The 24,199-nt window shown below is 56.0% G+C and carries 18 protein-coding genes; 9 read left to right on the top strand and 9 right to left on the bottom strand.

All coding sequences use genetic code 11. The annotated features are described in order from the left end of the window. Nucleotides 1–35 precede the first annotated feature (35 nt). The 4 genes from RB620_RS14570 to RB620_RS14555 all read right to left on the bottom strand — a co-directional run bounded on the left by RB620_RS14570 (nucleotide 36) and on the right by RB620_RS14555 (nucleotide 5,487). Nucleotides 36–2,021: a methyl-accepting chemotaxis protein gene (locus tag RB620_RS14570; protein ID WP_308095418.1), complete on the bottom strand. Its 1,986-nt coding sequence runs from the start codon at nucleotides 2,019–2,021 to the stop codon at nucleotides 36–38. A 281-nt stretch (nucleotides 2,022–2,302) separates the two neighbouring features. Beyond that, nucleotides 2,303–2,620, bottom strand: a complete 318-nt coding sequence (locus RB620_RS14565; protein WP_308095416.1) for a cupin domain-containing protein — start codon at nucleotides 2,618–2,620, stop codon at nucleotides 2,303–2,305. A gap of 70 nt (nucleotides 2,621–2,690) precedes the next feature. Continuing rightward, nucleotides 2,691–4,079, bottom strand: coding sequence for a (Fe-S)-binding protein (locus RB620_RS14560; protein ID WP_374121408.1), 1,389 nt, complete (start codon nucleotides 4,077–4,079; stop codon nucleotides 2,691–2,693). Then, nucleotides 4,072–5,487 carry an FAD-binding oxidoreductase gene (locus RB620_RS14555; protein WP_308095439.1) on the bottom strand — a complete coding sequence of 472 codons (1,416 nt, stop codon included), beginning with the start codon at nucleotides 5,485–5,487 and terminating at the stop codon, nucleotides 4,072–4,074. The genes RB620_RS14560 and RB620_RS14555 overlap by 8 nt, the downstream gene beginning before the upstream one ends. Before the next feature lie 174 nt (nucleotides 5,488–5,661). On the opposite strand from RB620_RS14555, the gene RB620_RS14550 reads away from it, so the two are divergent. Continuing rightward, complete coding sequence (locus RB620_RS14550) at nucleotides 5,662–6,375, top strand: FadR/GntR family transcriptional regulator (protein WP_308095415.1); 714 nt, start codon at nucleotides 5,662–5,664, stop codon at nucleotides 6,373–6,375. Between the two features lie 120 nt (nucleotides 6,376–6,495). Here the strand turns inward: RB620_RS14550 and RB620_RS14545 are convergent, their stop codons facing one another. Further along, complete coding sequence (locus RB620_RS14545; protein WP_308095413.1) at nucleotides 6,496–7,275, bottom strand: SDR family NAD(P)-dependent oxidoreductase; 780 nt, start codon at nucleotides 7,273–7,275, stop codon at nucleotides 6,496–6,498. Nucleotides 7,276–7,441: 166 nt separating this feature from the next. On the opposite strand from RB620_RS14545, the gene RB620_RS14540 reads away from it, so the two are divergent. Next, the gene (locus tag RB620_RS14540) at nucleotides 7,442–8,092 is read left to right on the top strand and encodes a TetR/AcrR family transcriptional regulator (protein WP_308095412.1); all 651 of its coding nucleotides are present in this window, start codon (nucleotides 7,442–7,444) and stop codon (nucleotides 8,090–8,092) included. Here RB620_RS14540 and uvrA read toward each other — a convergent pair. Beyond that, nucleotides 8,057–10,591, bottom strand: a complete 2,535-nt coding sequence (uvrA, locus tag RB620_RS14535) for an excinuclease ABC subunit UvrA (protein ID WP_308095411.1) — start codon at nucleotides 10,589–10,591, stop codon at nucleotides 8,057–8,059. The two genes, RB620_RS14540 and uvrA, sit on opposite strands and share 36 nt — an antisense overlap. Nucleotides 10,592–10,758: 167 nt before the next feature. On the opposite strand from uvrA, the gene RB620_RS14530 reads away from it, so the two are divergent. Both RB620_RS14530 and RB620_RS14525 read left to right on the top strand, forming a co-directional pair. After that, nucleotides 10,759–11,475: a MerR family transcriptional regulator gene (locus tag RB620_RS14530; RefSeq protein WP_308095410.1), complete on the top strand. Its 717-nt coding sequence runs from the start codon at nucleotides 10,759–10,761 to the stop codon at nucleotides 11,473–11,475. Nucleotides 11,476–11,564: 89 nt separating this feature from the next. Then, nucleotides 11,565–11,957: a helix-turn-helix domain-containing protein gene (locus tag RB620_RS14525; RefSeq protein ID WP_308095408.1), complete on the top strand. Its 393-nt coding sequence runs from the start codon at nucleotides 11,565–11,567 to the stop codon at nucleotides 11,955–11,957. Here the strand turns inward: RB620_RS14525 and RB620_RS14520 are convergent. Beyond that, nucleotides 11,911–12,069, bottom strand: coding sequence for a hypothetical protein (locus RB620_RS14520; RefSeq protein ID WP_308095407.1), 159 nt, complete (start codon nucleotides 12,067–12,069; stop codon nucleotides 11,911–11,913). The two genes, RB620_RS14525 and RB620_RS14520, sit on opposite strands and share 47 nt — an antisense overlap. Before the next feature lie 340 nt (nucleotides 12,070–12,409). On the opposite strand from RB620_RS14520, the gene RB620_RS14515 reads away from it, so the two are divergent. The 5 genes from RB620_RS14515 to RB620_RS14495 all read left to right on the top strand — a co-directional run bounded on the left by RB620_RS14515 (nucleotide 12,410) and on the right by RB620_RS14495 (nucleotide 21,908). Then, nucleotides 12,410–12,769, top strand: coding sequence for a c-type cytochrome (locus RB620_RS14515; RefSeq protein ID WP_308095406.1), 360 nt, complete (start codon nucleotides 12,410–12,412; stop codon nucleotides 12,767–12,769). A 178-nt stretch (nucleotides 12,770–12,947) separates the two neighbouring features. Next, nucleotides 12,948–13,910, top strand: coding sequence for an iron-hydroxamate ABC transporter substrate-binding protein (locus RB620_RS14510; protein ID WP_308095404.1), 963 nt, complete (start codon nucleotides 12,948–12,950; stop codon nucleotides 13,908–13,910). A gap of 19 nt (nucleotides 13,911–13,929) precedes the next feature. Beyond that, the gene (locus tag RB620_RS14505) at nucleotides 13,930–14,934 is read left to right on the top strand and encodes a FecCD family ABC transporter permease (protein WP_308095402.1); all 1,005 of its coding nucleotides are present in this window, start codon (nucleotides 13,930–13,932) and stop codon (nucleotides 14,932–14,934) included. Beyond that, nucleotides 14,931–15,935: a FecCD family ABC transporter permease gene (locus RB620_RS14500; protein ID WP_308095400.1), complete on the top strand. Its 1,005-nt coding sequence runs from the start codon at nucleotides 14,931–14,933 to the stop codon at nucleotides 15,933–15,935. The genes RB620_RS14505 and RB620_RS14500 overlap by 4 nt, the downstream gene beginning before the upstream one ends. Nucleotides 15,936–16,418: 483 nt before the next feature. Further along, nucleotides 16,419–21,908, top strand: a complete 5,490-nt coding sequence (locus RB620_RS14495; protein WP_308095437.1) for a family 10 glycosylhydrolase — start codon at nucleotides 16,419–16,421, stop codon at nucleotides 21,906–21,908. An 80-nt stretch (nucleotides 21,909–21,988) separates the two neighbouring features. Here RB620_RS14495 and RB620_RS14490 read toward each other — a convergent pair whose 3' ends face one another. Together RB620_RS14490 and RB620_RS14485 are read right to left on the bottom strand one after the other, a co-directional pair. Beyond that, on the bottom strand, nucleotides 21,989–23,101 hold the full coding sequence (locus tag RB620_RS14490) for a Ger(x)C family spore germination protein (RefSeq protein WP_308095398.1): 1,113 nt from the start codon (nucleotides 23,099–23,101) through the stop codon (nucleotides 21,989–21,991). Next, on the bottom strand, nucleotides 23,101–24,198 hold the full coding sequence (locus RB620_RS14485; protein ID WP_308095396.1) for a GerAB/ArcD/ProY family transporter: 1,098 nt from the start codon (nucleotides 24,196–24,198) through the stop codon (nucleotides 23,101–23,103). The genes RB620_RS14490 and RB620_RS14485 overlap by 1 nt, the downstream gene beginning before the upstream one ends. Between the last annotated feature and the right edge of the window lies 1 nt (nucleotide 24,199).

The following is a 24,199-nucleotide window of genomic DNA, read 5'->3' as shown; positions in this document are numbered from 1 at the left end:
CGCCAGCGTGGAGGTTACTTTTTACGTCCCTTTCCCTATTTCACCTTAAATTTCGAAACAAGCTCCTGAAGCTCCGAAGCCATCCGGCTGAGCGACTCCGAAGAAGAAGCGATCTCCAGCATAGAATGATGCTGCCGGCTCGCGGCATCCGATATCCCGTTCAGCTCGGATAACGAATGTTTGGAAATGCCGACAAGCTCGTTCATCGAGGCGGATACCTCTTCCGTGCTCGCCGACAGCTCTTCCGTCGCGGCGGACACTTCCTGGATTTGGGCGGATACGCCTTCCACCGCCTGCACGATGTTGCCGAAGATGTCGCCGACTTGTTCGATCCCTTCCACGCTCCTATGCACTTCGCCGATTCCGTCCGAGATCGATACGGCCGCTAGCGTCGTCGAGTGCTGTAGTTCTTGCAGAATGGCCGCAATGGATACGGTCGCTTGAGACGTTTGCTCCGCAAGCTTCTTCACTTCGCCCGCCACGACCGCGAAACCTCTGCCGTGTTCGCCGGCCCGCGCCGCTTCGATGGAGGCGTTCAGCGATAGCAGGTTCGTCTGCGTGGCGATATCGGAGATATACCTGACAATCTCGTTAATCTCCACCGACTTCGCCTCCAACGCTTTGACCTTCTCTGCGGATCTCTCCACGGCATGGCTTGCATCGGCAATTTGCCTTACGGCCGACCGAACCGCGTTGTCGCCTTGCGACACTTGCGCGTGTACGTGCTGAGCCTGCTCGCTGACATGCCCGGACGATTCGGCGATCCGCTGAATGCCGACCGCCATCTCTTCCATGGCCACCGCCGATTGCTCCGAGCCTTCATGCTGCGACTTCGCTCCAAGCGCGACGCGTTCGGCCGATTGGGCAGAGGCTTCGGCCGATTGGGCGGAGCTTCCGGAGATTGCCGTCAATTGCTCCGATGACGCGGCCGTATGTTCCACGGCTTCGGAAAGTTTCGTCAAGGTGAAGCTGAACGAGTCCAGCATCTCGTTCATATTGCGCTTCAGCTGCTCGAGCTCGTCCTCGCCTTTAACCGCCAACCGCTCCCTCAAATCGCCTCCGGCGACTTTTTTCATCAGGCCGGTCAGCGCATAGACGGGACGAAGCATGACGCCCGCCGACCAATAAGCCAGCGCGGCAACGGCAAGTCCGGCAACGATGATCGCCACGATTCCGGTCTGCTTGCTCTTCTCGGCGGCTGCCATCAGGTCTTTCTCATCGCCGGACACGATGACGCGCCAGCCCGTCAGCTTCACCTCCGCGTAAGAAGCCTGCTTGGCCGTACCATCCGGTTCAACGTAATAGGCGGAACCTGAGGCTTGCTTCAACACTTGCTCGTCGTATAGCTTGATCTTTGCTTCGTTCGCGTACTCGCGATAGTCCTTGCCGATTTTGTCCGCTGTACGATGGGCCAGGTAGATGCCGGATCCGGAGAGCAAGTAAGCATAACCGGTCTCCCCCATCTTCGTTTGGTTCAAGGTCGCCAATAGATGTTCGGGACTGACGATCGCCTGGATCAACCCTTTGAAGCTGCCTTGGCCGTCAAGGATCGGAACGTCGATAATGATAATGTTGCTGCCCGTCGCCGCGTCATTCAATATATCGGAGATGCCTACGCTTTTCTCTTCCTTGATCCGCTTGAAATTATCGAATGGCGATAAATCCAGCTTCTCGCCTTTATTACTCACCGACTGGCCGGATTCGTGCGCGTAGGTATACGAGAGCACATCCGAATTCGCCGCAGCCATGACTTGCAGAAGCTCGAGCTTTGCATCAGCATCTCCTTGCATCAGAACTTCTCCGTACGTCTCGATCAGCTGCTCGATCGAAGCGATCTTTCCGTTCAAAAAATCGTTGAGCCTAGCCGCGTTGGAGGCCGCCAAGCTCCGCTGCTGCTCCATAATGCCGTCGCTAACGTTGCCTGTAAACATATTCGTCAGCAACCACGCCACAAGAACGACGGGAATGACGGTCACAAGCAGAAGGAACGCGGTCACTTTTGTTTTGATCGATTTTCGCATTCATAAACCCCCTATGTATGTAACTACGATGAATAATTAAATTTATTCTACTTTGTTCGTCACAAACCTCCATGATTCGACAATAATCTACATAAAATTTGTTGGTCACCGTTCAACCAAGGTAAAACGGCTGTCTCCATCCACTGGCGGAGCAGCTCGTTTCATTCCGAGAATTCTAAGCCCTGATAAGGTGCAAAACTTATTAATTCTTAGAATTACAAAAAACACGCTCTCGCGAGCGTGCTTGAATGTTGGCTAACGAAATAAACTGACCGATCCGCTTAGCGGCGAAGCAAGTCCTCTCTAAGCGGCGTGAAACAGTCGAGCAGCGCGCTTGGCTCCAGCGCTTTGACGCCGTGCATGGCGCCGCTCGGGATCACGATGCTGTCGCCCTCGGAGATGATCATCGTCACTCCGTCGATCGTAAAAGCGATTCGCCCTTTGAGGCAATAGGACATCTGTTCATGCACATGCGAATGCTGATACCCTTCGGCGCCTTCCTCGAATTGCACTTCCATCATCATGAGCGATTCGCCCGGCGCCATGATGCGGCACTTCACGCCCGGCTCCGCAGCTTCCCACTTTCCGATATGCTCCATCCTTCGTCAGCTCCCCCGTCAGAAAAATACGATTGTCCGCGATCATCGTACCATTAGCAAGGATGCTGCATCAACGTTTTTTGGATGCATCGCCGGAGGACGCCGCGATTCGCTCGTGCAAATAATCGACGATATGCATCGCCTCCATCTTGAACGGAGGTTTATGTTTCTTGATGCCGTGTTTCATCTGAAGAAGGCAGCCGGGATTGCTCGTCAGCATGTACCGTGCCTGCGTATTGGCGGCATGCGCCATCTTATGCGCCAGAATTTGCCCGGCCATTTCCGGCTGCGTCACGTTGTAGATGCCGGCCGAGCCGCAGCAGCGATCCGCTTCCTTCATCTCGACGTACGAGACGCCTTCCACGCTCTTCATGAGCTGACGCGGCGCGGACGAACTCTTCATCACGTTGCGCAGATGGCAGGAGTCCTGGTAAGTGACCGTGCCATGCTCAGCCTCCGACGCCAGCTCGGCGAAAGCCGGGATGCGTCCCTTCTCGACGATCAGCTGGCTGACATCCTTCACCCGGCTCGCGAACCAGCTTGCCGCCTCGCGCACCTGCGGGTCGTCGTCCTCGCCGAGCAGATGGTCGTACTCCACGAGCAGCGCCCCGCAGCCGCCCGCGTTGGACGCGATATAATCGACGCCCGCCGATTGGAACGCGGCAACGTTCGTCCTCGCCAGACCGCGGGCGCCGTCCATCTCTCCGCTATGCGCGTGCAGAGCGCCGCAGCACACTTGCGTCTCGGGAATAACGACATCGAATCCGGCCTCGGACAGCAGCTTGACGGTATTCACGTTCGTACCTGCGAACATGACGTCCATAATGCAGCCTCTGAACAACGCCACCCGGGCAATCGGCTCCCCCTTGGCCGGGTAGAACGTTCCGAGCTGCTCGACGACGCCTTTCGAGGTCGATTCGGGCAGAATCGCCTCCATCTCTCGCAGATGCCGGGGGAATAACTTCATGATCCCCGTTCCTCGCGCAAGCTTTTGCAGCCCCGATTTCTGATAGAGACGCATGGAACCTCCAAGCAATTTAAGCTTGCTGCGGCTCGGGAACACGCCTTCGAACATAATCTTGCGGAGGCCCTTCACCGGCAAGCTATGCTCCGCGTGATCCTCGATCGCGTCTCTTGCCTGCTCGATGAGCTGGCCGTACTTGACGTCGGCCGGACAAGCGGGCTCGCATGCCCGGCAGCCGAGGCAATGGTTCATCTGATCCTGGAACGCCTGGTCGGGGTCCATCAGCCCGTCGGCGACCGCTTTCATCAGCGCGATGCGCCCGCGCGGCGATTCCGGCTCCAGTCCCGTTTCCCGGAAGGTCGGACAGGCGGGCAAGCAGAAGCCGCAGCGCATGCAGTTGGTTAATTGGTCGTAATCCAGCTTGTTCAGCAGCGTCCGCGCAAGCGGATTGGCATGGTGCACATCGGGCTTCTTCATGACGATTCCCTCAGCCATGCTGCAGCACCACCCTTTTTTTCGTTTCCTTGGCGAACACCTTGCCCGGATTAAGCAAGCCGTGCGGATCGAATGCGGCCTTTATGCCTCGCATGACTTCGATGCCGGAGGCACCCACCTTCCACTCCAGATAAGGCGCCTTCACAAGGCCGACGCCGTGTTCGCCCGTAATCGTGCCGCCAAGCTCGATGGACGCTTCGAATATTTCCGCGAACGCCGCCTCTACCCGGTGTACTTCCTCCAAATCGCGAGCATCGGTGGTCGCCGTAGGATGGAGATTGCCGTCTCCCGCGTGGCCGAACGTGGCGATCGTCACGTCATACTTCCGGGCGATCTCGTTAATGCGGAGCACCATGTCCGCGATGCGGGAACGGGGTACGGTCGCATCCTCGAGAATCGTCGTCGGACGCAGCCTCGCCAGCGCGGTAAACGCGCTTCGGCGCGCCGTCAGCAGCTTCTCGGCTTCCTCGCGGCTCTCCGCAACCTCGACGCGGTCCGCCGACTCCATCGCGCAGATCTCGCGAATACGCGCGATATCGGCCTCCACCGTCGCCGGATCGCCGTCCTGCTCGATCAGCAGAATCGCCTCCATGTCGAGCGGAAGACCCAGCTTGGCAAAGTCGTCCACGACGCGGATCGTCGGATTGTCCATAAACTCCAGCGTCGCGGGAATGATCCGGTTCTCGATGATGCGGGATACCGTTCTCGCCGCGCCGTACAGGTCGCGGTACATCGCCAGCATCGTCTTCTTCGCCTTCGGCGGCGGAATCAGCTTGAGCGTCGCCTCCGTGATGATGGCAAGCGTCCCTTCCGAGCCGACTAGCAGCTTCGTCAGATCGTAGCCCGCGACATCCTTCATCAGCTTGCCGCCGGTTCGGATGATTTCGCCGCTGGCCAGCACCGCTTCCAGTCCGATGACGTAATCCTTGGTCGTCCCGTACTTGAGACCGCGCAAGCCGCCGGAGCATTCGGCGATATTGCCGCCGATCGTGCTGATGCGCATGCTGCTCGGATCGGGCGGATAGAACAGGCCAAGCGACTCCACATGCGCGATCAGAGCGGCCGTGATGAGACCGGGCTGAACGGTGACGGTCAAGTTTTCCGTATCCGTCTCGACGATGCGGTTCATGCGGTGCATGACCATGACGACTCCGCCTTCGACCGGCACCGTGCCGCCGCACAGGTTGGAGCCGGATCCCCGGCTGACGAGCGGAACGCGGTATTCGGACAACGCCTTCATAACGGCGGCAACTTGCTCCGTCGAATCGGGATAGATCACGCCGTGCGGCAGCGACTGCAGCATCGGAGTCCCGTCGTATGAGTGGGCGACGAGCGCTTCGGGATCGTTGCGGAAGTGGCGTTCGCCGACAATGGCGCGCAATTTGGCAATCAGTTCGGGTTTAAGCATCATTACCTCCGTTTTCCGACCTTCCGATCAATAGATCAGGTCATCAGATGACTTTTCATTCATTATAGCTTATGCTTATATTAAATGACAGACCTTTCTAAGGTGCGGTTATGTACTTCTTATAAGCAATGGTTGTTACCAATCGGTTTATATAGACGCGGGAGGCTTATTAGAATGAAGATCGAAACGGAAAAAGGACACGAGATCGTCAGCCGCGTCCTCTTGACGAAAATTCGCGAAGGAGAATGGGATCCCGGCGCGAAGCTTCCTTCCGTCGTGGAGCTGTCGCAGCAATTCGGCGTCGGACGCTCAACGGTCCGCGAAGCGCTCAGCGCGCTCAAGGCGACCGGCTGGCTGGACATCCGGCATGGCGGCGGAACCTTCGTGAAGAAGATATTGCCGACGGAAGCTCAGCAAGGCGGAATGTCGCTATTTCAGGAGGCCGACTCCATTCTGGAGCTTCTGGAAGTCCGCAAAATCGTGGAGGCCGGAGCTTCGGCATTCGCCGCGGAACGCCGCGACGAACGCGATTTGGCGAAGCTCCAAGCCATTCTGGACCGGATGGAGCATGCGCTTCGCGATAACGATACGGTCGAAGGAGAACGAGCCGACGTGGCGTTTCATAAAGCGATTGCGGAGTCATCCCGCAACACGCTGCTGATCCAGCTTATGGATTCCCTCACGCAGAGGCTGGGCGAAACGATCGGCAAAACGCGTGAGCTATGGTTCTATCAACAAAAGTCGACTGCCGAACGGCTGCTGGAGGAGCACAGACATATTTACGGCGCGATCCAAGCAGGCGATGCCGGCCAGGCGACGGCGCTGATCCACGAGCATCTGTTCAAGGTCGAGTCTGTCCTGAGAGCGTCCATCCCGGCTTCCGACTAACCAGCGGCGCAATCAAGCGCCGACTTTCATTCCCATAACGAACAGGCAGCCGCCAGATTCCTTGAAGGGAAATGGCGGCTGCCTGCTTTTTTAATCATACGAACGAGATATTAGGATCGATTACAACGTCAACCCGCCGTCCACGAGCACGATGGAGCCCGTCATATAGCTGGAGTTGTCCGAGGCAAGGAAAGCGACGACCTCCGCAAGCTCGTTCGGATCCGCGAAACGGCCGATGCGCATATTCGGAAGCTCCTCGGGGATATAACCGCTCTCCTGAAATTGCTTGGGAACGCCGGCCGTAATGGCTGTGTCTACGCCGCCCGGACAGATCGCGTTGACGCGGATGCCCTTCTTCACGTATTCGAGCGCCGCGGTTTTGGTTAATCCGACGACGCCGTGCTTGCTCGCCGTATAGGCGGACAAGCTGTGCTCCGCGCGTACGCCCGTCGTGGAAGCGGTATTGATGATCGTGCCGAAGCCTTGCTTCTCCATCACCTTCAGCGCGTATTTCATGCCTAGGAAGACGCCTTTGAGATTAATATCGATAATCCGATCGAAATGGTCATCCTCGACGTCCGACATCATCGAAAACTTTTGGATAATGCCCGCGTTATTGAACACGATGTCGATCTTGCCGTATTCATCCATCGTTTTCTGCACGTAATGCTGAACGTCTTGGCTGCTCGATACGTCGGCTTTCACGAACAACCCTTCGCCGCCGTTATCTTTGATCGCTTCTATTGTCTCCTTGCCGGATTGTTCGTTGAAGTCGACAACAACAACCTTCGCGCCTTTCTCCGCCAGCTTGATGGCGCTTGCTCTGCCGATTCCGCTTCCTGCTCCCGTTACGATCGCGACTTTGCCTTCATGCGTTCTAACGCCGTTCGCTTCCGTCATCTTCATAACCTCCGATTTTAGAATGAATAATGTGATATCATTTAAATAGTGATGATAGCATTACTATCACTACTATACTAATAATATCACGATCGTTTTCCGTTGACAATGGATACCCTCTTTGTTAGCATGCATCGTATGAATGGAATGAGGGGACGGAATGGTTATGGATGCGAAGGGTAGATGGGAGCAGGAACGTCAAGAGGGCAAGGTTCAACGCGAGGAAAGCATCATAGATGCGGCCAAACAAGTATTTGCCAGGAAAGGGTTCGACAAATCGACGATGCAGGACGTCGCCAAAGAAATTCCGGTCGGCGTAGCGACCGTGTTTCGTTATTTTCCCAAAAAGGAAAAGCTGATCATCGCCGTAGCCTGTTCCGTTATTTCCTCGCAGACGACCGCTTTCCGAAGCATTGTCGCCGGCAGCGGCACCTGCCTCGACAAACTGGGCAACTTGTTCGATCTCTTTATCTCCTTCCAGCACGAGGAGCATCGGGTCAATATTCAGCTCGTGGAAGCTTTCGAGAGCTTCGCCGCCCTATCTGCCGAACCGCTTGACGGGATCGATGATTATCTCCTGGCGTACCGCGAAAGCATGGATACGTTCCGCGGCTTGATCGAACAAGGAATGCGCGACGGATCTCTTCGCCAAGACATTCCGGTCGAAGAAACGCTGCATACCATCATCAGTACGTTCGGCAACGTTTCGAAAAAGTTATTTCTGCTCCAAAACCTGCCGCGGTTCCAATCGGAGCATGAAACGAAAAAACAGCTCCTCATGCTAAAGGAGCTGTTCCTCGATTATTTGAAAGCCTAAAGCTTCTCTCGCAAAAAACCGGCCTGTGCGCGAAGCTTCGTTCCGGGCGACTTGCTCCGGCGTCCCTTCCGCCATGATCATTCCCCCCGCTTCGCCGCCTTCCGGTCCGATGTCGATCACGTAGTCCGATTGCCAGATGACATCGAGGTTATGCTCCACGACGATAACCGTATTGCCGGCATCGACCAGCTTATTCAGGAGCACCATCAGGCGGCGGACGTCGCCGGGATGGAGTCCCGTCGTTGGCTCGTCCAGCAGATAGACCGCATGCTGGCTCGTTTTCTTCCCTAGATGTTTAGCAAGCTTGATTCGCTGCCCTTCCCCGCCGGACAACGTGCTAAGCGATTGCCCCCATTTCAAGTAACCGAGCCCTACTTCGCACAGCAGCTTGAGCGTGTCGCCTACCTTCGTCTGGTCACCGATCACGGACAAGCTCTCCTCGATGGACATGTCCAGCAGATCCGAGATGCTATAACCATCATGCGTCACGGCAAGCACGTCGTCCTGGAACCTTCTCCCTTTGCACGCCGTGCAGCGGACTTCGATTTCCGGCAAGAAATGCATATGGATCGGCACGACGCCGAGACCTTGGCATTCCTCGCAGCGGCCGCTAGGCGTGTTGAATGAGAAGTGTTTGGCCGTCAGCTTCCTGCGTTTGGCTTCCGGGAAACCCGCGTACCAATTGCGCAGATGCGTATAGACATCCGTGTAAGTGGCGATATTGGAGCGCTGCATCCGGGATAACGGCGATTGATCGACGGTGATCAGCGAACCCGCGTGCTCCCAGCCGGTTATCCGTTCGCAGCCTAGCGGAACCAGCTTCTCCGGTCCGGATTCGGCCAGCAGATCGAAGACGAGCGTAGACTTGCCGGAGCCGGATACGCCTGTTACCGAAACCAGGCAGCCGAGCGGAAAAGCCGCGGTCACGCCCTTCAGGTTGCGAAGCGTCGCGCCATGCACCTTTAAGGCATGGCCGATTCCAGCACGCCGCTTCGGCATCTCCGCCTGCCTTTCCAGCTCCTGCCTGAAGTATGCGCCGGTCACCGATTCCGGCTGATCCATCAATTGTTCCAGTGTCCCTTGGCCAACGACGTTGCCGCCGTAAATGCCGGCGCCCGGACCGATGTCGATGATGTGATCGGCCGCCTTCATCACTTCCTCGTCGTGTTCGATGACGAGAACCGTATTGCCGAGGTCGCGCAGCTGCATCAAAACCTGGATGAGGCCGCCGGTATCCTTGGGATGAAGCCCCGCCGTCGGTTCGTCCAGAATGTAAAGCACGCCCGTCAGGCCGGAGCCGATAATCGAAGCCAGCCGGAGCCGCTGCGACTCGCCGCCGGACAGCGTGACGATCTGCCGGTCAAGCGTCATGTAGCCGAGGCCCGCCTCCATAATTCTCCGGATTCGAACGGACATATCATGGATGACGCCGCCTACCAGCTGTTCTTCGTTCTCGGAGAGGCCCGCGCGCAGCTTCTCCAGCCATGACAAAGTCTCTCCGAACGCGCTGTAGGAAGCTTCGTGAATCGCTAACCCGTTCACGGTGACGAGGAGGCTCTCTCTCTTCAACTTCGCGCCTTGGCAGCTTTCGCAGACGCGCTGCTCGAACATCGCCGCTTCGCCCGACTCGCCGCCCTTCTCCTTGAACCTGCGCCAGATGCCGGTAATGACGCCTTCGTATTTGCCCTGGCCAACCGTCTTCGGCGGTTTCTTGTCCGGGAAGCGGCCGGAGAACTGCTCACTCTCGACTCCGTAGTACAGCAAGTCCAGCGTTGCCGGATCATAGTCGTCTAGCGGCTGGTTCTCGTCGAACGGGATGCCGTAATACTTGGCCGCGGCTTTCAGCGTCCCGACATTGTAATCGATCCACATTTCGAACCAGAACTTGACCGCGCCGTCCCGCAGGCTCTTGGAGTTGTCAAATGCCGCATCCATGATCAGCGTGGACACATGGCCGAGCCCCGCGCATTCCGCGCATGCTCCTTCCGGCTTGTTGAACGAGAAATGCGACATCGTCAGCTTGTCCATCACATGTCCGCATGCGCCGCAGCACACTTTATCGCGGCCGCTCTCTTCCTCGTCCTCCCCCGCATTCGCCGGAGCCGTATTGTCGCCGATAAGGCTAACGACCTTTTCGCCGCAGGAGGGACACGGCCGCTCGCCAAGCTTGGCGTAGACGATTCTCATTAGCGTATAAATATCCGTGACCGTGCCGATCGTGGAACGCGGATTGCGGTTCGTCTGATGTTGGCCGACGCTGATGGAAGGCGACAGCCCTTCGATCGCGTCGACCTTCGGCTTGCTGACGGTATCGGATACCATGCCCATCGACTCCATGTATTGCCGCTGACATTCCCTCTGCAGCGTATCCATCGCCAGCGTCGACTTGCCCGAACCGGACGGCCCCGTCACGACGACCAGCTTATGTTTCGGAATTTCCAGGGACAGGTTTTTTAAATTATTTTCCCGCGCGCCCCTAATCTTGATCGTACCGCTCATTCACGTTCCTCCAATACGAAATAATCATTTACCAACTCATTCTACAACATTCATGCAAGTCCTAAAGTTTATCGCTATAATAGCTTATGTATCGCCAATTGAGCATAATCAAATCCGTCATGGAGCTTTAAGGTTTATGAAGAAGGTTGATGAAAGGTGGAACAGGCATGGGCAAGAAGTGGAAGCCGGCGCAAATCGCCCGCGAGTTGAAGATCAGCACAAGCGCGCTTCGTCATTACGAAAGCTGGGGAATCGTCCCCCCTCCGGAGAGGGCGGCTAACGGTTATCGCCTCTATACGGACGAGCATTATGCGTACTTCGCCTGCATTCGCGCCATGTTCCCGGGATTCGGCATGGATACCGTTCGGAAGGTGCTTTTGCTCATCCAGCAGAAGCGGCTGGACGATGCCATGTGGCTGATCAACGAGCAGCAGTCCGGGCTGTATCAGGATAAGAGGCTCGCGGAACGCACGATCGAGCTGCTCGAAGCCGACGCGCTCGAGGAGGTCGATCGCAAAGCCAGGCGCGCGGGACTTACGATCCGCGAAATTTCCGAGCTGACTGGCGTCCCGAGCTCTGCGATCCGCCATTGGGAGAAGGAAGGGCTGCTCGAGCTGCCTCGCAACAGCGATAACGGCTACCGTTACATGAGCAGCGCGCATGTCCGCCAAATTTCGATCATTCGCACGCTGCGATCGGCGAACCACCCGCTGGATGTAATCCGGCAGGTTATGCGGGAGCTCGATCACCACCATGTCGAGAACGCGAGACGCATCGCCCGCGACGCGGTCGACTATCTAAATCATCGAATAAGGCATCAAATCAGGGGTGCCCATTATTTCTATAAGCTATGTCTGGCGACAGGGTTAATGCAAGAGCCTTAAACGAGAATAAGCCATACCTTTTGAATCATTTTCTGCTATAATGGATGGCAACGACATGGGTCTAACGGACTAAGGAGGAAACGAGGCAGATGGCAAGGTACGGGAAAAGAATCGCGGAGCTGCGCAAAAAGAGGGGGATGAATCAAGAATCGCTGGCAGGTCTTCTTGGCATTACGAGGGCTTCCTTGTCCCATTACGAGACGGATCGCAGGGAACCCGATTACGAAATCTTGACGAAAATGGCCGACTTGTTTCGCGTCTCGTTCGACGATTTGATGGGCCGGTCGCCGGACGATCAGCCTACCGACCCTCAGATTCATATTACGGAATTTCTCAATCGCGTAGAGCTGGCCGATGATAAAATTGCGAGCAGATACGAACTGACGATCGACGGCAGAACGCTGACACCCGAGGAGACGAAACGGTTTATCGCGATTATTCGCTCTGAACGCGCGACGCATTCCGATCGGCTGGGCTCATAACGCCTTCTTTAATCGCGTCGAACAGAAACGCGACGGATTCCTGGCTCATGCCGAGCCGGTCCAATATGTCGCGCACGTCGATGACTACTGCGCGATCTCCTGTTTCTCCCATCCGATTCGCCTCTTCCCAATTGGAATTACCGCCGAACGGGTTCATTATACTAACGCCGGATCTATCCGTAAATGGACATCATTTGTCAAACCGTAGGAAGTTTCGTCGAACGTTTTCCTCGCATGCCGTTCCCGACCGATAAATAATCAGTTTCCCCGGCTCCTTTCCAATCGCTCAAGATCGGTTTTCTTCATTAATAGCGCGAAATATGAACAATGTTTGACAATTAACAAATCCATCTTCGCCCAAAGTGTATAGACCGCGCATCTTCTTGAAAAAATAGCTAATACCTGCTAGAATACGAATTTAGGTGAGTCGGATTGGAAAGGAGGTTATCGGCATGCATAAGTGGATTATGGCAACTCTGCTCGGAGTGGCAGGCCTGTTAGCAGTGTACCTGCTTACGTTTAATCTCCCGGAGAAGGAACATCAGGTAGCCGAAGAAGAATTTACGATTCCGGATACGCCAGCAGACGCGGCGGCGGCTGAAGCGTTCTACAAGAGCAACTGCATGGGCTGCCACGGCGACCAGTATCAAGGCGCGATGGGCCCTGCGCTCGCGAATATCGGCAGCGTCCTGAGCAAGGAAGAGATCTACAAGAAAGTGCTCAAGGGCGGCGGTGGAATGCCGGCGTTCGAAGGCAAGATCGCGGAAGAAGAAATCATCAATCTAACGAATTGGCTTGCGGAGATGAAGTAATCCTCCCTCAGCCGGAAAGCCCCGCTGGCGCGCTCGCCTTGCGGGGCTTATTTAATTTCCTTCCTTCTTATTCCATCTATTTCCCTCGGATTTTTTCTATTGACTTCTGTCCTCGTACGGGATAGAATTACGAACGTGAAGTTGATAATCATTATCATAGAAAAGGGAGAGAAACACCATGAAAAAAATACTGTTGCCCTTCGCGCTCGTCATGCTTCTGCTAATCAGCGCTTGCGGCGGGAACAACAATGCCCCATCCGAAGGCTCCAACAATGCGGCCGAACCATCTCCATCCGAGTCCGCGGCGCCAACGGAAGCGCCTGCAACCGGAACGATTACATACGAATCTCAATCAGGGCCTGTCGAAGTGCCTGCTAACCCGCAGCGCGTAGTTGTCCTGTCCTCCTTCGCGGGCAACGTCATGGCGCTCGGCGTCAACATTGTCGGCGTGGACTCCTGGTCCAAACAAAACCCGAAATGGGAAACGCGCCTGAAGGACGCGGTAGTCGTAACGGACGAAGATCTTGAGAAAATCATCGAGCTTGAGCCGGATCTCATCGTCGGTCTCGACAACGTCAAAAACGTGGAAAAGCTGAAAGAAATCGCGCCTACGGTTGTTTATACGTACGGCAAGGTAGACTACTTAACGCAGCAAATCGAGATCGGCAAGCTGTTGAACAAAGAAAAAGAAGCGACGGACTGGGTGAACGACTTCAAAGCCCGCGCCGAGAAAGCCGGCAACGACATTAAAGCGAAGATCGGCGAAGGCAAAACGATCTCCGTACTCGAGAGCTACGACAAACAAATTTACGTCTACGGCGACAACTGGGGCCGCGGCACGGAAATTTTATACCAAGCCATGAAGCTCGAAATGCCTCAAAAAGTAAAAGACACGGCGCTGAAAGACGGTTATTACGCGGTATCCGCCGAAGTACTGCCAGAGTTCATGGGCGACTACGTCATCTTCAGCAACTTCCCTGGCTCGGACGTATCCTTCAAGGACACGGATACGTACAAGAACGTCCCTGCGGTTAAGGATGGCCATGTCTACGAAGTAAATGCCCAAGAATTTTATTTCAACGATCCGCTCACGCTGGACTTCCAGCTCGAGTTCTTCATCGAGAAGCTGCTAGGCGAATAATCGCGAAAGAGTTGTTCTTATGACTACAAAAAAAACGATCCCTTATCCATACAAACTTCTTGCCGGCATTGTGTTTTTTGCCGGCATGTTTGTCGTTTCGATCATCTTCGGTGCGGCGGACATCAGCCTGGCCGATATTTGGAAAGCGATTACGTTCTCGAGCGTGAACAGCGATATTCTCATCATTCAAGAGATCCGGCTGCCGCGCGAAGTCGGCGCGGCGCTTGTCGGCGCGGCGTTCGGCGTAGCCGGGGCCGTCATGCAGGGCGTCACGCGCAACCCGCTTGCCGATCCCGGCTTGCTTGGCTTAACGTCCGGAGCGAACGCGGCGCTCGCCATTACGTTATCCTTCTTCCCTGCCATCGATTATTACGGCATTATGATCGCATGTTTCATCGGCTCAGCTCTCGGCGCCGCCATGGTGCTCGGGCTTAGCATGGCGAAGAAAGGCAAGCTGTCCCCTCTACGCGTCGTGCTGGCGGGCGCAGCGATCACAACCTTTCTAATCGCCGTTACGGAAGGTCTTGGCATCCTGTTCAAAATGTCGAAGGATGTATCCATGTGGACGGCAGGCGGCCTGATCGGAACGACTTGGGTGCAGCTTGGCATGATTGCTCCCTTTATCGCGATCGGCGTGATCGTCTCCATCCTGCTATCCAGACAGCTCACGATTCTTAGCCTGAGCGAGGAAGTAGCCGTCGGTCTCGGACAGAAGCTCGGTCGAATTCGATTCATGTTATTCATCGTGGTCATTCTGCTAACCGGAGCTTCCGTCGCGTTAATCGGAAACATGGCATTCATCGGTCTGATGATCCCCCATATCGTCCGCCGGTTCGCCGGAACGGATTATCGGTTCATCGTGCCGCTATGCGTTTTCTTCGGGGCCGCGTTCATGCTTCTGGCCGATACGGTGGCGCGTACGATCAACATGCCTTACGAGACGCCGATCGTGGCCGTCGTCGCAATGCTTGGCTTGCCTTTCTTCCTATTCGTCGTTCAGAAAGGAGGCAAATCGCTTACATGATCGGCAAATCGTTATTGCGCAAACAACGTTTCCTTATCATCGGCCTGACGGGATGTATCGCCGCGGCTGTTCTGCTCGCGCTCGGTCTTGGCTATTCATCGGTATCGTTCGACCGGATCCTGCCCGTCCTATTCGGGCAAGGCTCGTTTAAGGAGAAATTTGTCCTGTTCGACGTCCGCATGCCGAGAATCGCGATTACGGTGCTTGCTGGCATGGCGCTCGCGCTGTCCGGCTCCATCCTGCAATCCATTACCCGCAACGATCTGGCAGACCCCGGCATTATCGGCATTAATCAAGGCGCCGGCGTCGCGGTCGCGATCTTCTTCTTGTATTTTCCGATCGATGCGGGCACCTTTATCTATTACTTGCCGATTGCCGCGTTCCTTGGCGCTTTGCTGACGGCTTCATGCATCTATCTATTGTCGTTCCGCAAGTCGGAAGGAATGAACCCGATACGTCTTGTTATTATCGGCGTCGGTTTCTCCACCGCATTATCCGGCGTCATGATCGTCATTATCTCATCGACGGATAGAGAGAAGGTCGATTTCATCGCCAAATGGATCTCCGGCAACATCTGGGGCACGGACTGGACGTTCGTCGGCGCGCTCCTGCCATGGCTGCTCGTGCTGTTTCCGTTCACGCTGTACAAGGCGACGCGGCTGAATCTGCTTGGCCTGAGCGAACCCGTCTCGATCGGCGTCGGGCTGCCCGTGGAACGAGAGCGCGTTCTGCTGCTCCTTACATCGGTCGCGCTAGCCGCGTCCGCCGTATCCGTCTCGGGCGGCATCGCTTTCGTCGGCCTGATCGCCCCGCATATCGCGAAAACGCTCGTAGGGCCGCGAAACCAGCTGTTCATCCCGATCGCCGTCCTTATGGGAGGGCTTCTCCTGCTCATCGCGGATACGATTGGCCGCAATATCGCGACCGGCTTGCCGGCCGGCATCGTCGTATCGCTCATCGGAGTGCCTTACTTCGCTTACCTTCTGCTGAAGAAGGCATAGAAGACGGCTCCGATTGGCGCCGCCACATCCTCAGCTTCAGCTCCAGCCAGCGTGAAAAAGCGCTTGGCTGGAGCTTTTTTTGTCTGCTCGAATAAATGCAATTTGTCATTTCGCTAACATCCCGCTTCCCGCCTCCGCCTTTTGCAGCCGATCTCTCATTTCGTTTAACGCCAAGTAATCAATCGGCAGCAGCCTGTTCACATCCGAGTTCCGACTTCAACGATATTTTCCTCGGTCTGTCTCTCCCCCACTTAGTCCCTCACGCCCAGCATAAACCGGCGAATGCCGTCGAACGTTCACGAACGGCTTAATCCCCAAGTCCCTCACTAAAACAGGCCAATTTACATGATATACAAATAATTTTGAAAATTTTATACTTTAAGACGAATATATTTCGAAATTTTATTTCATGACGATTCATATTATCGGAAAGGAAGTGCAAACGTGATCGTGTATGGGCAGAAAAGGAGAAAGAGATTGGCGATGCTAGTCGCATTTACGATGCTGTGGGGAAGCCTGCTAACCGGAAACGTTTATGCCGAGCAGCAAACCGATGGGGTTCCGCAAGAAATCTCTTCACCGACCGTAACGACGGAGGTCGACTCGGCCTACGGAGAGGCGGATTCATCCTCCTCTCCGAACCTCGCGCAGCCGTTGCTGGCGGTTCAACCGACGACGAAGCTTATCGAAGATTTCGAGGAGCTGTCCGACATCGCCGTATCGGAAATTCGCACCATCCCGGGTTCTACGAAGCTGGTCGGCGGCAAACGTCCGGAGCCCGTTCAGTACGGCCATTCCTCGGGCAAGTTCAGCTACGATTTTACCGGCACGGAAGGCACCTCCGCCGCCTACATGAACTTCAACGGCTCGGCAGGCCGCGCTTTCGAAGGGTACCCGAACAAAATCGGCATGTGGGTATATGGTGACGAGGGCAAACACTGGCTCCGCGCCATGTTCCAAGATAACGCGGGAAGCAAACCTGTCGCGGATTTCACTTCAACCGGCGGCTTCAGTTGGGGCGGCTGGCGATACGTAACGGCCACAATCCCGGCAGGCTTGCAGGAACCAATCAAGCTGAGGCAGATCTATATTGCGGAGACAAACAATAACAACAAAAACGGCGGCACGGTCTACTTCGATCAGTTGTCCGCGATCTATACGAACGCAAGCCCGCATGTTATCGAGCTGACCGGCCTTGCCGGGATGGCCGTCGGCGATACGAGGCAAGCAGCCGTGTTAGCCACCGCTAACGGCAATACGGCGATCGCGGACGTATCGTCCCAAGCCGTCTATACAAGCAGCGCCGCCGACGTTGCGACCGTGAGCGAACAAGGCCTCGTCGAAGCCATCGGGCTTGGCACCACGACCATTACGGCAACCTTCGCAGGACTTGAAGCCGCTTACGTTTTGACGGTCGGCGCGACGGCTGCAGCCGTCGAGAGTTTGGAGCTCGAAGGCAGTACCCGCTTGGTGACCGGCGACGCGGAACAGCTGCGCGCGCTTGCCTTCTATGCAGGTCAACCAGAGCCTCTGCTTATCCAGTCGGGCGTCATCTTTGCCAGCTCGGACCCGCTGGTCGCAACCGTAACGGAAGAAGGCGCGCTCGCGGCCGTTGGCGAAGGCACGAGCGTCATCACAGCTGCCTTCGGCGGACAGACCGCATCGTATACACTCACCGTTTCGAAACCCGTGCCCGTCCTGCAGACTATCCGAATCGATGGATTGGCGCCGCTGACGGAAAGCCAGATAGGCCAGGCGAAAGTAATGGCGGACTACTCGCTTTTGGAAGAGGACTCGGACGTAACCGGTCAGGCGGTCTTCGCGAGCAGCAATCCTTCGGTCGCAACCGTAAGCGATGCCGGTCTCGTCACCGCGATCGCTGCCGGCACGGCGAGAATCAAAGCGACATTCGAAGGCAAGATATCCGATTATCTGCTGATCGTGTTAAAGCCAAGTCAGCTTCATAAGCGGGAGCTGCGGGCAGCCTGGATCGCTTCCGTCGAGAATATCGACTGGCCGGCGAAAGGCGCGACGACGGAGGCGGATCAGAAAGCGGGCTTTATTTCACTCATCGACGGCTTAGCGGCTACGGGCATCAATGCCGTCATCGTGCAGATCAAGCCGACCGCCGACGCCTTCTACCCATCGGAGTTCGCCCCTTGGTCGGAATGGCTGACCGGCAAGCAAGGACAGGATCCGGGTTATGATCCCCTTGCGTTCATGATCGAGGAAGTCCACAAACGAAACATGGAATTCCATGCCTGGTTCAATCCGTACCGCGTCAGCATGTCGGACGATCCGGCACGCCTGGTGGACGATCATCCGGCCAAGCAGCATCCGGAATGGGTCGAGAGCTACGGCGGGAAGCTGATCTTTAATCCCGGCGTGCCAGAGGCAAAGGCGTTCGTTATCGACAGCGTCATGGAAGTGGTCGACGGTTACGATATCGACGCGGTCCACTTCGACGATTATTTTTATCCGTATCCCGCCGATGGCGGCGCGGACTTCCCGGATGAGGCGGAATACGCGGCGTACGGCGGCGGGTTTGCCGACAAAGCCGCATGGCGCAGAAACAACGTCGACACGTTGATCCAAAGCCTGTCGGAGGAAATCAAGGCAAGCAAACCCTATGTCAAATTCGGCATCAGCCCGTTCGGCATTTGGAGGAACAAAAGCACGGATCCGAAAGGCTCCGATACGAACGGGCTGCAAAGCCACGACGCTCTGAACGCCGATTCGCTCGGCTGGGTAGAGAAAGGCTGGATCGATTACATCGCGCCGCAGGATTATTGGCATTTCGGCTACAGTCCCGCCGCATACGAGAAAGTGCTGGATTGGTGGAGAACCGTTACGAGCGGCAAGGACGTCCACCTATACGTCGGGCAGGCGATCTATCGCGTACCGACCTGGGAAAACCCGGATGAGCTAGCGAACCAAATCCGGTATAACCGCAGCTTCGCGGACGACGTGCACGGCAACATGCTGTTCAGCGCCAAAGACGTCCTCTCGAACGCGCGCGGTATTACGGATCGTCTCGCAAACGATCTGTTCCGTTACCCTGCACTTCCGCCCGCAATGACTTGGCTCGACGGCGACGCGCCGGACGCGCCGGCGCTGAATTCGGCCATCTCGATTCTTGGCAACGGGCAGACCGAGATCGGCTGGACGAACGCGGCAAGCGGGTCGGATACCGCCTATTACGCCATCTACCGCCAGGAAGGCTCGGTTGCGCCGGATACCGATAATCCCGCGCTGCTCATCGGGAAGGCTAGACATCAACCCGGCGCGGCGGCGCAATCGTTCGCGGACAACGGCACGGAGCCGTGGAAGACCTACACCTACGTCGTCACCGCGCTGGATCGGCTTCATAACGAAAGCGCGCCTAGCGAACCATTAACCTCGGAGATGAGGCAGTCGAATCCGCGGCAAGAGAAAATTTTGGCCAAAAACGCCAATGCACGGACGCTGGAGCTGGAATACAGCGGCGTGCTGAAGCTCGCCGATAACGCCGTAATCGAGCAGCGGCTCGGCGACAAGACGGTCAGCCGCCAGCTTTCCGAAGTGATGGTCGGCGCCGGCAACGCAACGTTCACGTTGAACGATAACAACGAAATCGTCAAAATATCGCTGCAAGGCGAAACGCCTCGCGACACGATGCGCATCGGCATCCGGAGCAGCATCGCGGACATTACGGACTTGACGCAGTTGAATCATGCGGGGGTCTCCATGACATCCGCTCAGCCGTTCCAAGTCATCGACAAGCTCGGCAAAGCGACGTACGCATTCGCTGCCGGCGACAGCTTGGAAGCGAAAATCGCAAACGGCAAAATCCAAATCGCGAGAAACGGCGAAACCTTGTTCGAGACGGAGAACCGCATCTATCTCGCTCCGGATGCCGGGGCGCTCCTGCAAGTCACGTCGATTACGCGGGCGCATGGCAAGCCGAGCTACCGAGGTTCGTTCGAGCTGTTCCTCTCTCCTGCCGGCGATAAACTGCGGCTGATCAACGAGGTGAACATCGAACATTATCTCTATCAAGTCGTGCCAAGCGAAATGCCTGCATCCTTCGGTCTCGAGGCGTTGAAAGCCCAGGCGGTTGCGGCGCGCACCTATGCGCTCACCGACTACGTCGCCAGCCGGTTCGCCGACCAAGGCTTCCATATCGACGACAGCACGCTGAGCCAGGTTTACAACAACCAGGTCGAGAACGCATTGACGACCCAAGCGATCGACGCGACGTCAGGCCAGATTATGTTAAGCGACGGCATGCTGGTCGATGCGCGGTTCTACTCCACGTCGGGCGGATTCGGAGCCTCCAAACACGAGGTGTGGGCGGACGCCGTCACGAACAAGTTCCCTGGCACGCCGATCCCTTACTTGACGGCGCGCAGCTATACGTTCGATCCCGCGAATGCCGGCTCGATGCTGACGATCGATACCTCGAATGAAGAGGCCGTTCGCGAGCTGTACCAAAATCTGTCCCTCACGGGTTACGATTCCGAATCGTTGTATTTTCGCTGGAAGGTCGGATTAAGCCGCCAAGAGCTGGAAAATACGATTAACAATAACATTAAAGTCCGTTACGCGGCAGAGCCGCATGCCATCCTGACGAAAAATGCGGACGGCGGCTACGCAAGCTTGCCGTTACCGGAAGCCGGCATCGGCGAGCTGAAAGGATTGATCGTCGCGAAGCGAGGCGCCGGCGGCAACGTCACGGAGCTGATCGTCGAAGGGTCGACGGGCACGTACAAGATTTTGAAGGAATTTAATATCCGATTTACGATTCGTCCGAACAAAACGGATACCGGCAGCGCCGCGGATATTCTCGCCTACCGCGCGAAAGGCGGTTCTTCCGGCTACGACGCCGCGGCCACACTGCGCAATCCGAGCATCCTCTACTCCGCTTTCTTCGCGTTCGAGACGGAGACGGGCGACGACGGCCGCATCGAAACCGTGACGTTCTACGGAGGCGGCAACGGCCACGGCGTCGGCATGAGCCAATACGGCGCGCAGATGCTGGCCAAGGAAGGCAAGACGTACGACGCCATCTTGAATACTTATTATGCGAATATGGCCATAGCCGATCTCGAGACTCCGATCGTGACGAGCATCGCAGTATCCGGGGAGACCGGCAGATACGTCGGTCAAACGGATCAATTGTCGGTTGGCGGATCCTACAGCGACGGATCCAAAAAAACGATCGGCGCCGGCGTCAGTTACGTCAGCAGCCGGCCTGCCGTAGCGTCCGTCGACGAACTAGGCCGCGTCCGGGCACTGTCGGCCGGCGAGACGGTCATCACCGTTACGGTGGGCGGCTTCTCGGCCGAACATCGCCTAACCGTCATCGCGCAGCCCGTCGATCCGGGACCTGGCCCTGGTCCGGGACCCGGACCGGATCCGGAGCCGGAGCCTGAACCGGAACCGGGGACCGAGCTGACCGACATCGAACGCCATTGGGCCGAGGACGCCATTAAACGCGCCGTGAAGCTCGGCATCGTTCAAGGCTTCGACGACGATACGTTCAGACCGCAGCGGGAAGTGACGCGCGCGGAGTTCGTGACGCTGCTCATGCGGGCATTCCCGCAAGAGAATAGCGCGAACGCGGAGACTTCGACATTCAAGGACGTTTCGTCCATCCCGGACTGGGCCAAGGAAGCGGTCGATCAAGCCGTATCCGCCGGCTTGATCGATGGTTACGACGACGGCACGTTCCGACCTGGCGACCCGATCACACGGTCCGAGATTACCGCCCTTATCGTGCGGGCGGCCGGCCTGCAGCCGGTCCCGGACGCGGAGCTCGCCTTCGTCGACGCCGACGAAGCGCCGGCCTGGGCGCGCGGATACATCGCGGCCGCGGTCGACGCCGGTCTGATGCAAGGCCGCGGCGGCAACCGCTTCGCCCCGAACGCGCACGCTACGCGAGCGGAAGCGGTCGTGCTGCTCCTTGCCCTGCTTGATCGCGACGAAACTTAAAGCAAAACGAAACCCCGTTCAGCGCCAATCGCGCCGAGCGGGGTTTGATTTTGGCGAATCCTGAATCTGCTCGGTCAAGCTCACTCCTTCTCGACCTGATAATCATAGATGCCTGAATTGATAATATTCACCTTGAACTCCGGTTCGATCTGCAGCTTCGGATACGTTTCATGCCAATTCATGTTCATCCATAGATCTGGTTTGTTCGCGTAGATATACCGGCCGATGCCTAGATAATCGCATTTGGCTTGCTGCAGCAGCCGGATCATTTTTTTGGCATTAACCGACATAATCTCTGACATCGCCTTTTCGAATTTGGCCAAGTCTTTTTGATTGATCGGTCTTTCCATTTTCCCGCGCGAAATATGCTGTACCTCCATCCGAACGGGAATGATGATTTTCTGTATGCCATCCGGTCCCGGGATGACGGAAAAGCTTCGCTTCACTTTATCTACCTTGACAATAAAAGTCTCGTTCTCGCCATTGATGTAGAGCAACTGATTTTTTTTATAACGATCGATCGTCATAAGCATCACGGATTGAGGGGGACTCAGGTCGATCCCGCTGTACGATCCGTCACTGAATAACGAGAGCCCTTTAATCTCGATTTTGTTATCCTTGGTTAACCCGATGAGAGGGACGGCTATATCCTTGAAATCATTCCGTTTGCTTAAGATAAGCTCCCATAACCTAATTCCGACCAGACTATTGCGCTGCTCGGCTTGATTAAGCATGGAGACGAGAATATTCGGAATCGTCGTTCCTTGAATTTTTTCGAGCTTGAGCAGGCTGCCCACCGATCCGTCAACGATTCCGACTCTTGCCAGCATCGGACTAGCCGGAATTTTCCCGATAAAATCGAGATTCGTACCCGGGTTATGCCGAGCGAACTCCCTATTTAACAAATAGATCCGATTATTCGCCAGACTTGCCGCACCGGGCATCTGCCGTTCGACCAAAGCCGCCGCTCCGAACAAATTTTCGTTTTCGGCTTCGTAAAGATGCGCGTCCGGCTTCCCTCCTCCTTGGAACGCATCGGCTAACGACGAAACGACATAGTTAAGATGAATGTTTCCGGCGTCCTTTTCCTGATCAATGCCGATAATGTCCACCATATGCAATGCCTTCAAGGATTGCCGGTCCCAACAGCCCGTCAGCAGCAAACACATCGCGACGATCAACCACTTTTTCATCATGGACCTCCTTGCTCTCGCTTAAATCTCGACAACATCCAAACGAAGAGAACGGCGGCAGCAAGGAACGCGAGCGAGAGGAACGTTCTATAATCCAGAATCGATATAATCGTATAGTGGTTCGGAATAAAGCAACCGACTGCGAAACAGCAAGCCGCAGCCCCCCACGCCCAATAGCCGTGTTTGTTCCGAGAATTGCCAAGCAAGTGGTCCAGCGCCTTGGCTGCCGCGAATAAACAGAGTATGACTCTTGCGATAGATACGAAAATCCATAAGCAAGAAAAGAAGACGTCAAAGCTTTGGATCACATTCGTCTCCAGTTGCTTAAGCGCGAATAAGATCGGGACCGGAACGCCATCCATCTGGGCCGACGTGTAAAGAAGCGACGATACGACCGAAACCGCCGCATACATGATCGCGCTAACGCCGTTCCCCAGGCTGACCGCGACCAAACCCGCTTTGCTCTTTTTCTTATCCAACAGCGGGAACGCGTACAATAACACCTCGTAGGAGGCAAAGGCCGAGAAGGATCGAATGATGCCCTCTGCAAACGAGCGATGGTCGTTATATCTGTCCCATACGGGCAGCAGTTTCTCCATATCCCAATCCGATACGATCATGATCACGATCATAAGCAATCCGATCGCGAATGGAAGCAGACTCACCTTTATCACGTTTATTGCGGCGCCGAAGCTCGCCGATGCCGCGTGCGCGCTTAGGACGAGGAGCAGGAACAATACAATCCAGGAAGGCGTACTGGATAATACCCATATTTTGACCGAATCGGCCATATAGATCACATCCGAAAAGGCCGTAAACACGAAATAGATCGCCAGTACCGCAAAAACAGCAAACGAAATCTTCCTCCCGCATTTCCTGACGACCCAAGGAAAGAGCCCCGTATTGCCGCCGTCCTTCGCTAACAACCACCACAACAGAACTAGAAGCAGCTGGGACAGCAGCGCTCCGGCCATTATGATGAATAGATTCTCGATCCCTGTCGCCCAGGGTCTGCGGAACAATTGAGAGCCGTTCTGCAGCAGCAAAACAAGCACGAACAGTTGGCGTGCCGATACATGCTCCAGCGCAAGCCGCATG

The sequence above is a fragment of the Paenibacillus sp. LHD-117 genome, from assembly GCF_030929555.1.
Lineage (GTDB): Bacteria > Bacillota > Bacilli > Paenibacillales > Paenibacillaceae > Pristimantibacillus.
This window is presented reverse-complemented; position numbering and strand designations above follow the sequence as displayed.

What these genes read in the sequence shown, in the direction of transcription:
- RB620_RS14485 (WP_308095396.1), bottom strand. Translation starts at nt 24,198, where the DNA reads ATGCGGCTTGCGCTGGAGCATGTATCGGCACGCCAACTGTTCGTGCTT.
- RB620_RS14510 (WP_308095404.1), top strand. Translation starts at nt 12,948, where the DNA reads ATGAAAAAAATACTGTTGCCCTTCGCGCTCGTCATGCTTCTGCTAATC.
- RB620_RS14495 (WP_308095437.1), top strand. Translation starts at nt 16,419, where the DNA reads ATGCTAGTCGCATTTACGATGCTGTGGGGAAGCCTGCTAACCGGAAAC.
- uvrA (WP_308095411.1), bottom strand. Translation starts at nt 10,591, where the DNA reads ATGAGCGGTACGATCAAGATTAGGGGCGCGCGGGAAAATAATTTAAAA.
- RB620_RS14525 (WP_308095408.1), top strand. Translation starts at nt 11,565, where the DNA reads ATGGCAAGGTACGGGAAAAGAATCGCGGAGCTGCGCAAAAAGAGGGGG.
- RB620_RS14555 (WP_308095439.1), bottom strand. Translation starts at nt 5,487, where the DNA reads ATGCTTAAACCCGAACTGATTGCCAAATTGCGCGCCATTGTCGGCGAA.
- RB620_RS14570 (WP_308095418.1), bottom strand. Translation starts at nt 2,021, where the DNA reads ATGCGAAAATCGATCAAAACAAAAGTGACCGCGTTCCTTCTGCTTGTG.
- RB620_RS14565 (WP_308095416.1), bottom strand. Translation starts at nt 2,620, where the DNA reads ATGGAGCATATCGGAAAGTGGGAAGCTGCGGAGCCGGGCGTGAAGTGC.
- RB620_RS14505 (WP_308095402.1), top strand. Translation starts at nt 13,930, where the DNA reads ATGACTACAAAAAAAACGATCCCTTATCCATACAAACTTCTTGCCGGC.
- RB620_RS14490 (WP_308095398.1), bottom strand. Translation starts at nt 23,101, where the DNA reads ATGAAAAAGTGGTTGATCGTCGCGATGTGTTTGCTGCTGACGGGCTGT.
- RB620_RS14540 (WP_308095412.1), top strand. Translation starts at nt 7,442, where the DNA reads ATGGATGCGAAGGGTAGATGGGAGCAGGAACGTCAAGAGGGCAAGGTT.
- RB620_RS14560 (WP_374121408.1), bottom strand. Translation starts at nt 4,079, where the DNA reads ATGGCTGAGGGAATCGTCATGAAGAAGCCCGATGTGCACCATGCCAAT.
- RB620_RS14545 (WP_308095413.1), bottom strand. Translation starts at nt 7,275, where the DNA reads ATGACGGAAGCGAACGGCGTTAGAACGCATGAAGGCAAAGTCGCGATC.
- RB620_RS14550 (WP_308095415.1), top strand. Translation starts at nt 5,662, where the DNA reads ATGAAGATCGAAACGGAAAAAGGACACGAGATCGTCAGCCGCGTCCTC.
- RB620_RS14530 (WP_308095410.1), top strand. Translation starts at nt 10,759, where the DNA reads ATGGGCAAGAAGTGGAAGCCGGCGCAAATCGCCCGCGAGTTGAAGATC.
- RB620_RS14515 (WP_308095406.1), top strand. Translation starts at nt 12,410, where the DNA reads ATGCATAAGTGGATTATGGCAACTCTGCTCGGAGTGGCAGGCCTGTTA.
- RB620_RS14520 (WP_308095407.1), bottom strand. Translation starts at nt 12,069, where the DNA reads ATGGGAGAAACAGGAGATCGCGCAGTAGTCATCGACGTGCGCGACATA.
- RB620_RS14500 (WP_308095400.1), top strand. Translation starts at nt 14,931, where the DNA reads ATGATCGGCAAATCGTTATTGCGCAAACAACGTTTCCTTATCATCGGC.